8 protein-coding genes, 1 rRNA gene and 1 other RNA gene are annotated in these 7,834 nt (G+C 46.2%); all 10 read right to left on the bottom strand.

The window, feature by feature from the left end:
* Positions 1-188, bottom strand: a 16S ribosomal RNA gene (locus tag AC5ELV_RS25495); the annotation flags it as partial.
* A 357-nt stretch (positions 189-545) separates the two neighbouring features.
* The gene (locus tag AC5ELV_RS25490; RefSeq protein WP_493432345.1) at positions 546-821 is read right to left on the bottom strand and encodes a pro-sigmaK processing inhibitor BofA family protein; all 276 of its coding nucleotides are present in this window, start codon (positions 819-821) and stop codon (positions 546-548) included.
* Positions 818-1,129, bottom strand: coding sequence for a DUF2508 family protein (locus tag AC5ELV_RS25485; protein ID WP_025676300.1), 312 nt, complete (start codon positions 1,127-1,129; stop codon positions 818-820). Before AC5ELV_RS25485 ends, AC5ELV_RS25490 begins: the two co-directional genes overlap by 4 nt.
* Positions 1,130-1,344: 215 nt before the next feature.
* The gene (gene recR, locus AC5ELV_RS25480; RefSeq protein WP_013308227.1) at positions 1,345-1,944 is read right to left on the bottom strand and encodes a recombination mediator RecR; all 600 of its coding nucleotides are present in this window, start codon (positions 1,942-1,944) and stop codon (positions 1,345-1,347) included.
* A gap of 27 nt (positions 1,945-1,971) precedes the next feature.
* Positions 1,972-2,283, bottom strand: a complete 312-nt coding sequence (locus AC5ELV_RS25475) for a YbaB/EbfC family nucleoid-associated protein (protein ID WP_013308226.1) — start codon at positions 2,281-2,283, stop codon at positions 1,972-1,974.
* Between the two features lie 43 nt (positions 2,284-2,326).
* Entirely contained in the window at positions 2,327-4,078 is a 1,752-nt protein-coding gene (dnaX, locus tag AC5ELV_RS25470; RefSeq protein WP_493432344.1) for a DNA polymerase III subunit gamma/tau, read from the bottom strand.
* 158 nt (positions 4,079-4,236) lie between these two features.
* An RNA gene (ffs, locus tag AC5ELV_RS25465) (signal recognition particle sRNA large type) lies at positions 4,237-4,503 on the bottom strand.
* A gap of 110 nt (positions 4,504-4,613) precedes the next feature.
* Entirely contained in the window at positions 4,614-4,811 is a 198-nt protein-coding gene (gene rpmE / locus AC5ELV_RS25460) for a 50S ribosomal protein L31 (RefSeq protein ID WP_013308223.1), read from the bottom strand.
* Between the two features lie 157 nt (positions 4,812-4,968).
* Positions 4,969-6,240, bottom strand: coding sequence for a radical SAM family protein (locus tag AC5ELV_RS25455; protein WP_493432343.1), 1,272 nt, complete (start codon positions 6,238-6,240; stop codon positions 4,969-4,971).
* Positions 6,241-6,336: 96 nt separating this feature from the next.
* Positions 6,337-7,674 carry a transcription termination factor Rho gene (gene rho, locus AC5ELV_RS25450; RefSeq protein WP_493432342.1) on the bottom strand — a complete coding sequence of 446 codons (1,338 nt, stop codon included), beginning with the start codon at positions 7,672-7,674 and terminating at the stop codon, positions 6,337-6,339.
* Between the last annotated feature and the right edge of the window lie 160 nt (positions 7,675-7,834).

Raw genomic sequence — 7,834 nt, 5'->3', positions numbered from 1 at the left:
AGGATGTATCGGGTATTAGCTACCGTTTCCGGTAGTTATCCCTGTCTTGTGGGCAGGTTGCCTACGTGTTACTCACCCGTCCGCCGCTAGATTCATTAGAAGCAAGCTTCTAATGAATCCCGCTCGACTTGCATGTATTAGGCACGCCGCCAGCGTTCGTCCTGAGCCAGGATCAAACTCTCCATTAAAGACCAACCGAAGCCGGTTTATAGAAAGAGCGATAAGCTCATTTTGAAACTGACGAGATAAAATATCTCTTGTTTGATTTTGCGAACAAAATCGTTTTACTCACTCGTTGTTCAGTTTTCAAAGATCAAACCTGCATATGTCTTACTTTGTTTCACCACCGCATCTCAGCGGCGACTTGATTAATATAACACACATTCGGGATTTAAGTCAACACTTTTTTGAAATTATTTTAATTTCATTCAAATGTTGTTCTCATAAAAAAATTCCCGGGCTTTAAGAGCCGAGAATTAATGTATCACACTTTTGAATTCGCCGTCAACTATATTTTAAAAATGGAAACAATAACATTTAAGTTTTCATAAGGCCTGTCCGAATAATATTATTTTCAATCCCAGTAAAAGAACAATTCCAGGCAAACCCAATACCGTTACCGCCCCCATTGTCACTGGATTAATCGGGATGTACACCTGTGTGATCCACCCTGAATAATTGATAACATACAATGCGATGGCTGCCAGGCCCATATGCGCACCGAAAACTACAAGCCAGCCGATACCCAAACGTTTTTTTAAGATTAGAAATAGCAACATTCCGACACAGGCAATCAGAACAAGCCAGACCGCCCCTTTCATTCAGCTCTCCGTTTGTGAACACGATCCGTATCATTGGCATACCCAGGTTCATCTGCAGGTAGATGGAAACGATGTAGGCCTTGTTGCTTCGCGCTTTTTAAATGTATCTGATATTTACGTTCTGCAGCTTCTAGAACAAATATAGCGTAGTCGATCTCATCCTTACCCGTAGCTTCATGAAATAAACGATGCGCTCTTAACCATTCCGCATGCGAAGCCCGAATCTGGGCAAACAACTCTTGGCGATACTCCGCTTCTGATTTGCCATTCTCCTGACGACGGAAATTTTGTTTCATCCGTTCCCACATCCGTTCATCCTCCTCACAAGCTGAATTATGTGCACAGTCTGCAAGACTACCTTATTCATACTTATTGAACAAAGGACAAACTTAGAACCAGGAACGATCTATACCGCCATCTATCGCCGCAAATAAAAAAAGGAGCCGTAGCGGCTCCCCCAAGTGAGTCAAGAATGCCTAAAGGACATTTCAGACTCCCTATTTATAACTTATAAATACACCTATTAATTGAGCTCTCTACGGCCTTCCAATGCTTTGGACAGGGTAACCTCGTCGGCATACTCCAAATCTCCACCCACTGGCAATCCGTGAGCGATACGAGTAACCTTGATTTCAAAAGGACGCACTAGCCGAGAAATGTACATGGCCGTGGCCTCTCCTTCAATATTCGGGTTCGTAGCTAAAATCAGCTCCTTGACGCGTTCATCACTGAGCCTGTTCAGCAATTCCTTGAGTTTAATATCCTCAGGACCAATTCCCTCCATAGGAGATATCGCCCCGTGAAGCACATGGTAAAAACCATTAAACTCCTTAGTGCGCTCCATAGCCACCAAATCCTTGGAATCCTGAACAACACAAATGACGGAAGTATCCCTAGTCTTATCCTGACAGATCCGACAAGGGTCCGTGTCCGTAATGTTGCCGCAGACTGAACAGAAGTGCAGATTACGTTTCACATTGACCAGCGCCTTGGCAAAGTCAATCACATCGTCTTCCTTCATTTTCAGTACGTGAAAAGCCAACCGGGCAGCCGTCTTTGGCCCTACTCCCGGCAGGCGCGTAAAAGCGTCAATTAGCTTTGCAATCGGCTCCGGATAATACAATAGCGTGTTTCTCCTTTATGCAGCAGACTAGAACAAGCCCGGAATTTTCATGCCGCCTGTAAATTTACCCATATCATCATTAGCCAGTTCATCTGCTTTGGACAAAGCATCATTGACTGCAGTCAGCACAAGATCTTGCAACATTTCTACATCATCAGGATCTACTGCTTCCGGTTTGATCGTGATGGACAACACTTTTTTATGTCCATTTACCTCCACAGTCACAACACCGCCGCCAGAAGTTCCTTCGATTACTTTTCCGCCAAGTTCCTCTTGGGCTTTCAGCATTTGTTCCTGCATTTTTTTTACTTGCTTCATCATTTGGTTCATATTGTTCATTTCAATCATCTCCTTTAATGAAGTATACATCTAGACACTTGCTTTAATCTTTAATGACTACCAGATCTTCCCCGAAAAGCTGAATAGCTTCATCAATCCAGGGCTCCTTGGACTTTCCCGGCGCATCATGCTCCTGCTCCAGTTGCAATTCTTCGGCGGGCTGGTCGGAAACTCCTTCAATCGCAGCATTCCAATCCTTTTGCATCATCGTTACTAAACGATAAGGATGACCCAACTGCTCATGCAATACCTTCTCGATGACCTGCTTATTGGCAGGCTTTTCGGTAGTTTCACGATGAATATTGTTCTTAAATGCGACCAGTACACTGTCCTCTAACACAGAAACTGGCTCACCGTCCATAAACCAGGCATGAACCGTAACTTTCGCCTCTTTTACCCCTTGCAAAATCTGACTCCACTTACGCCCCGCTGCTGCGAATGCTTCGCTCGACTTCTCAGCGATATAGCGATCCAGCTGAGAAGGGAGTTTGGCTGGCGCTGAAATCCGCGGAGCAGGGGCACGCCCCCCGGAAGCCTGACGACCACCCGACGATGCTTCCTGTCCCGCTCCAGCGCCCAATCCACCTTGCAGCGCGCGCTCCAGTTTCTTTTCCAGCTCAGCAAGCTGGCGCTTCAACATAACCACATCTTCCTGATCAGCTGCAGCGCCAGAGCGTTGTACGGTCGGCTGAGCAACAGCTCCTGCTTCCCCCGGAATACTACATAGCTTCAATAGAGCTACCTCAAACAAGGTTTGGGGCTGAACGGCATATTTCATCTCGCTCTGATAACGATTAAGGGTGTCAATCATTGCAAAGAGTTGCTCCTTGGTAAAAGCATCTGCCACTTCCTTAAATCGCTCTGGATCCAGCACCCGCTCCGTCATTTTGGTCGCCTGAGGCACCATCTTGATCATTAGTAGATCTCGGAAATAGTACAGAAGATTCTCCATGCACTTATCTGCACTTTTACCTTCCTGCATAAAGTTCTCGATCATTTGGAGCACCGTTCCCACATCTTCTTTCAGCAATGCTAAGGCAAGCTTACCGAATTGCTCGGACGCAATACCTCCCGTCATGTCCAGCACCTGCTGATAAGTAACCCGACCATCTGTAAACGAGGATATCTGATCCAAAACGCTAACCGCATCTCGCATCCCGCCATCTGAAAGACGCGCAATGTACTGCAGTGCATCCGAATCAGCCTGTATGTTCTCCTGTTGACATATCAGGTCAAGCCGCTCTGTCTGTTCTTCCAGCGATACCCGGCGGAAGTCAAACCGCTGGCAACGTGAAATAATTGTCGCCGGAATCCGATGTGGTTCAGTCGTAGCCAATATGAACATCACGTGTGGCGGCGGCTCTTCCAGCGTCTTGAGCAGCGCATTGAACGCTTCCGTCGTCAGCATGTGCACTTCATCAATGATATAAACCTTGTGCCGCACTTCTGTGGGCGCATATTTGACTTTATCGCGCAAATCACGAATCTCTTCAACGCCCCGGTTGGAGGCTGCATCAATCTCCTGTACATCCATGACCGCTCCGGCCGTGATCCGTTTACAGGCTTCGCATTCGTTGCAAGGTTCCGGCGCAGGTCCATGCTCACAGTTGATTGCCTTGGCCAAAATTTTGGCCGCACTCGTCTTACCTGTTCCTCGTGGACCGCTGAACAGGTAGGCATGGGACGTGCGATTTTCGCGGATAGCATTCTGCAATGTCTGGATAATATGCTGTTGTCCTACCATGTCTTTGAAAGCCTGCGGCCGCCAAGCACGGTACAACGCTATATGTTCCAATGCGCGTTACCCTCTTTCCCATTCACTTTCATGACCAATCATGGTCACTTCATTATACTATACTCCCGTCCGAATCTAAACCAGACACCTTCCAATTTATAAAACACAAAAAAACATCTTCGCAATGATTGCCAAGATGTTCTAATTACTAATATATACCGTGCACCTGTTATTGATCGTTGTGATCCGAGCGGCAATCCTGAACAACAACTCGGGCTAGGCAACCCTCCGGCACAAGAGTGGGCTTGCTTATGGCTGCTTCCTTCCGGACCTGACCAGGTTCACAAGTACTCATTGCGGAGGACCCAGCCGTCAACATTGTGCGCAGGGACCAGCCTCACATCAGCAACACCTCTAACAGGAATTCAACCTCGCTATAGCGGATTGCGAGTTACAGGGCACCGCTACCTCCCCATCTAGCACGGTGAAAATAAGTATATCTTAAGGCCGCATAAAAAGCAAATACACATTATTACAAAAAGAGCCCTCTGCAGTCGCAGAAGGCTCTAATAACTTTATAACTTGCGGTAATCCATTAGATACCGTATTTCTTTTTGAAACGATCCACGCGTCCACCAGCATCAATAAATTTCTGCTTGCCAGTGAAGAACGGGTGGCAGGCGGAGCAAATCTCCACACGCAGAGATCCTTTCACAGAACCAGTTTCAAACGAATTTCCGCAAGCACAAGTGACAGTAGTTACGTTAAATGTTGGTTGAATAGCTTGTTGCATTGAACTTTCACCTCTTTCCGCCCTGAACGTCCTATCAGTCCAGAGTTGTATGAACACATGTTCACATTATAGCACTTGAATATGAGCGTTTCAACAACTCTTTTCTACATTCAGAAACAGCGTAAAACAGGTGTATTTCAGTTGCTGTGTGACCGTTTTAGGCCTTGGCAAATTTGGGACGTGCCTGCCCTTGCGGCGGTACATGAGTGTAAGAACCGATGACTACATCAGGCAGTTCCTCACGATAAATCTCAAGCATTTGCTTCATGCCAAGGATCTCACCTTGAGCAGGTGGAATCAACTCCAGATAGCTTTCAGGATCAATATTCAAATTACGCATTTGAATCAGCTTGAGCTTAGTACGTTTGGCAAATTCAATCATTGCCTCAATTTCTTCCTCTCGGTCAGTTACACCCGGAAAAATCAAATAGTTAATCGACGTATACACTCCCCGCTCAGAAGCATAACGAAGTGATTTTTCCACATTAGCCAACGTGTAACCGCGCGGCTTGTAATACGCATTGTAATGATCGTCCAGTGCACTAATGGTACTAACGCGCATCAGATCAAGACCCGCATCCACGATTCCTCGGATATGATCGCTCAATCCCGCATTCGTATTGATATTGATGTATCCCATATCGGTAATGGAACGCACCTCTTTGATCGAATCAATAATCAGTTTGGCTTGTGTGGAAGGCTCGCCTTCGCAACCTTGACCAAAACTAATGATGGACTCCGGTGTCTTCAAATGTTCCAGCATAACTTCTACAATTTCTTCGACACGGGGACGGAAGTTCATTCTTGTCTGCGGAGATACGAAACCACTGTCATCCGGCTGTTCAGATATACACCCAAAGCAACCCGCATTACAAGAATAAGATACCGGAACTCCTCCTTCCCAGCGATTCAGGAATGTGTTCGAGGAAGTAAGACATTCGTAGCCCAGCGCACAGTTAGACAAATGTTGGTACAGCCGGTTTTCGGGATATTGCTCCGTCATCCGCTGCACACCCAATTTAACTTGATGACGGTCACAGTTTTCTGGATTCCACTTGGATGGACTGTCACTCTGCTCTGCCGTTACATAAAATGCCCCGTCTTTCCAAACTACAGCCGAATAACCGAACAAGGGAAGTTTGTACTCCTTATCGGTCTTCACATATCCCGGCAGGCACAAGCGTGTAAAACCTTGCGGCAATAAAGCCCCTACCGCTTGCATATCTCCGGGAAGAGAAACCATTTCCCCTGTTTCAGGGTTCATACCGACCGGGCGAGTGCTGGGCAGGCTTACCAATGTAGCTCCTTCCGGTAACGGAATAAGCTCATCCTCCATGATTTCAACAATCATGTCTGCACTACGGGCAAGCCCATACAAAGAAGCATGATCATATACATTGCCTTTTTCGTCGGCATACACCAAATACATTATGGAGCTCCTTTCGCTCCGTTAAGCCGTCGCCATTAAGAAAATGAATGATAACGACTGCGCACTTACGGAACAGATAAAATACATAAATGGGTTTTAGTTGGTTGTGGCTGGAACTGACGATGTGGTAGAACGCGCAGTTCTCCGTTGTTGGCCACCAGAGCTGCTTTGCGAGCCACCGGAAGAAGGTGCCGTCGAGTCAAACGAAGCCAAAAATTCAGCGTTGGTTTTGCTATTACGCAGCTTTTTGAGGAAGCCTTCCACAAAATCATGGCTTTCCGTCATATTTTTACGAATGGCCCAGATGGTATCTAATTCTTCCTTATTCAACAACACTTCCTCACGACGTGTGCCGGAACGACGAATATCAATCGCAGGAAAGATACGACGTTCTGCCAACTTGCGGTCCAAATGCAACTCCATGTTGCCTGTACCTTTAAACTCTTCATAAATGATATCATCCATGCGTGATCCTGTATCAATCAGCGCTGTAGCAAGAATCGTCAAGCTACCGCCTTCCTCCACATTCCGAGCCGCACCAAAAAATCGTTTTGGACGGTGAAATGCCGCCGGATCAATACCCCCGCTCAAAGTACGACCAGAAGGAGGAATAACGAGATTGTACGCACGAGCCAAACGTGTGATGCTATCCAGCAGGATGACAACATCCTTTTTATGTTCTACGAGACGCAGCGCACGCTCCAACACGAGTTCTGCCACTTTGATGTGATTTTCAGGAAGTTCGTCAAATGTAGAGGCCACAACTTCACCTTTTACAGAACGCTGCATGTCGGTCACTTCTTCGGGGCGTTCATCAATCAACAAGACAAAAAGCTCGATCTCGGGATTGTTGGTAGAAATGCTATTGGCAATTTCTTTGAGGAGAAGCGTCTTCCCAGCTTTGGGAGGTGCTACAATGAGTCCGCGCTGTCCAAGTCCGACAGGGGCCAGTACATCCATAATTCTCGTAGACAAATGGTTGGGGGAAGTTTCAAGGACTAATTTGGTTTGCGGATACAGTGGAGTCAGTGCAGGAAAATGTAGCCGCTCAGCAGCTTGCTCAGGACTTCTTCCATTGACGGCGTTAACTTGAAGCAATCCAAAATATCGTTCATTTTCTTTTGGCGTTCGGCATTTACCGGAAACAAGATCGCCTGTTCTCAAGTCAAACTTGCGGATTTGTGAAGCAGAGATGTAAATATCTTCGGTACTCGGGAGATAATTGATCGGCCTCAGAAAGCCGTAACCTTCAGGAAGTATTTCCAGAACCCCCTGCATAAACATCAATCCGCTCTTCTCAGCTTGTGCACGCAGGATGGCGAAAATTAATTCTTTCTTTTTGAGCGTTCCGTAGTACGGGATCTGGTATTGCTTGGCCAGCTTGTACAGGTCGGTCAGCTTCATTTCTTCCAGATCGGAAATTTGCAGATCCATATAATAACCACCTATTCAATTATTAAGTCCATTCATACATCTAAATGATAGACAATGATATCATAAACACCATTAACATAATTTTAACCAAAACAAATAAAGTTATGCAGCCATCTGCCTGAATTATACCGAATTATTCCGGTTTTCCGATAAAAGATTG

This window comes from Paenibacillus sp. NMA1017 (assembly GCF_058895805.1).
Note: the sequence above shows the minus strand (reverse complement) of the source record. Positions and strands in the feature narration are given on the sequence as shown.

Excerpts from the sequence above, each read along its gene's own strand:
- AC5ELV_RS25485 (WP_025676300.1), bottom strand. The coding sequence starts at position 1,129 with ATGTGGGAACGGATGAAACAAAATTTCCGTCGTCAGGAGAATGGCAAA.
- AC5ELV_RS25475 (WP_013308226.1), bottom strand. The coding sequence starts at position 2,283 with ATGAACAATATGAACCAAATGATGAAGCAAGTAAAAAAAATGCAGGAA.
- AC5ELV_RS25490 (WP_493432345.1), bottom strand. The coding sequence starts at position 821 with ATGAAAGGGGCGGTCTGGCTTGTTCTGATTGCCTGTGTCGGAATGTTG.
- AC5ELV_RS25455 (WP_493432343.1), bottom strand. The coding sequence starts at position 6,240 with ATGTATTTGGTGTATGCCGACGAAAAAGGCAATGTATATGATCATGCT.
- rho (WP_493432342.1), bottom strand. The coding sequence starts at position 7,674 with ATGGATCTGCAAATTTCCGATCTGGAAGAAATGAAGCTGACCGACCTG.
- rpmE (WP_013308223.1), bottom strand. The coding sequence starts at position 4,811 with ATGCAACAAGCTATTCAACCAACATTTAACGTAACTACTGTCACTTGT.